General features: G+C 52.3%; 1 tRNA gene and 1 rRNA gene. Both read left to right on the forward strand.

Features of this window, described 5'->3' with window-relative positions:
* Positions 1-67 precede the first annotated feature (67 nt).
* Positions 68-1607: ribosomal RNA gene (locus ACLHV9_RS27855) — 16S ribosomal RNA — on the forward strand.
* Positions 1608-1692: 85 nt separating this feature from the next.
* Positions 1693-1768, forward strand: a tRNA-Glu gene (locus ACLHV9_RS27860).
* Positions 1769-1930: the final 162 nt, after the last annotated feature.

Here is a 1930-nt window from a genome sequence, read left to right on the forward strand (position 1 = left end):
ATACCAAGTCTCAACGAGTGAACACGTAATTCATTACGAAGTTTAATTCATTGAGCATCAAACTTTTAAATTGAAGAGTTTGATCATGGCTCAGATTGAACGCTGGCGGCAGGCCTAACACATGCAAGTCGAGCGGTAGCACAGAGAGCTTGCTCTCGGGTGACGAGCGGCGGACGGGTGAGTAATGTCTGGGAAACTGCCTGATGGAGGGGGATAACTACTGGAAACGGTAGCTAATACCGCATAACGTCGCAAGACCAAAGAGGGGGACCTTCGGGCCTCTTGCCATCAGATGTGCCCAGATGGGATTAGCTAGTAGGTGGGGTAACGGCTCACCTAGGCGACGATCCCTAGCTGGTCTGAGAGGATGACCAGCCACACTGGAACTGAGACACGGTCCAGACTCCTACGGGAGGCAGCAGTGGGGAATATTGCACAATGGGCGCAAGCCTGATGCAGCCATGCCGCGTGTATGAAGAAGGCCTTCGGGTTGTAAAGTACTTTCAGCGGGGAGGAAGGTGTTGAGGTTAATAACCTCAGCAATTGACGTTACCCGCAGAAGAAGCACCGGCTAACTCCGTGCCAGCAGCCGCGGTAATACGGAGGGTGCAAGCGTTAATCGGAATTACTGGGCGTAAAGCGCACGCAGGCGGTCTGTCAAGTCGGATGTGAAATCCCCGGGCTCAACCTGGGAACTGCATTCGAAACTGGCAGGCTAGAGTCTTGTAGAGGGGGGTAGAATTCCAGGTGTAGCGGTGAAATGCGTAGAGATCTGGAGGAATACCGGTGGCGAAGGCGGCCCCCTGGACAAAGACTGACGCTCAGGTGCGAAAGCGTGGGGAGCAAACAGGATTAGATACCCTGGTAGTCCACGCCGTAAACGATGTCGATTTGGAGGTTGTTCCCTTGAGGAGTGGCTTCCGGAGCTAACGCGTTAAATCGACCGCCTGGGGAGTACGGCCGCAAGGTTAAAACTCAAATGAATTGACGGGGGCCCGCACAAGCGGTGGAGCATGTGGTTTAATTCGATGCAACGCGAAGAACCTTACCTACTCTTGACATCCAGAGAACTTAGCAGAGATGCTTTGGTGCCTTCGGGAACTCTGAGACAGGTGCTGCATGGCTGTCGTCAGCTCGTGTTGTGAAATGTTGGGTTAAGTCCCGCAACGAGCGCAACCCTTATCCTTTGTTGCCAGCGGTCCGGCCGGGAACTCAAAGGAGACTGCCAGTGATAAACTGGAGGAAGGTGGGGATGACGTCAAGTCATCATGGCCCTTACGAGTAGGGCTACACACGTGCTACAATGGCGCATACAAAGAGAAGCGACCTCGCGAGAGCAAGCGGACCTCATAAAGTGCGTCGTAGTCCGGATTGGAGTCTGCAACTCGACTCCATGAAGTCGGAATCGCTAGTAATCGTAGATCAGAATGCTACGGTGAATACGTTCCCGGGCCTTGTACACACCGCCCGTCACACCATGGGAGTGGGTTGCAAAAGAAGTAGGTAGCTTAACCTTCGGGAGGGCGCTTACCACTTTGTGATTCATGACTGGGGTGAAGTCGTAACAAGGTAACCGTAGGGGAACCTGCGGTTGGATCACCTCCTTACCTTAAAGAACCTGCCTTTGTTGTGCTCACACAGATTGTCTGATGAAAAGTAAATAGCAAGGCGTCTTGCGATTGAGACTTATACGTCCCCTTCGTCTAGAGGCCCAGGACACCGCCCTTTCACGGCGGTAACAGGGGTTCGAATCCCCTAGGGGACGCCACTTGCTGGTTCGTGAGTGAAAGTCACCTGCCGTCATATCTCAAAACTGACTTGCGAGTCATGTTTGAGATATTTGCTCTTTAAAAATCTGGATCAAGCTGAAAATTGAAACGACACATCTTAATGGTGTGTTCGAGTCTCTCAAATTTTCGCAAGTCGATGG

This window comes from Enterobacter sp. CPE_E890 (genome assembly GCF_046521475.1).
Taxonomy (GTDB): Bacteria; Pseudomonadota; Gammaproteobacteria; order Enterobacterales; family Enterobacteriaceae; genus Enterobacter; species Enterobacter adelaidei.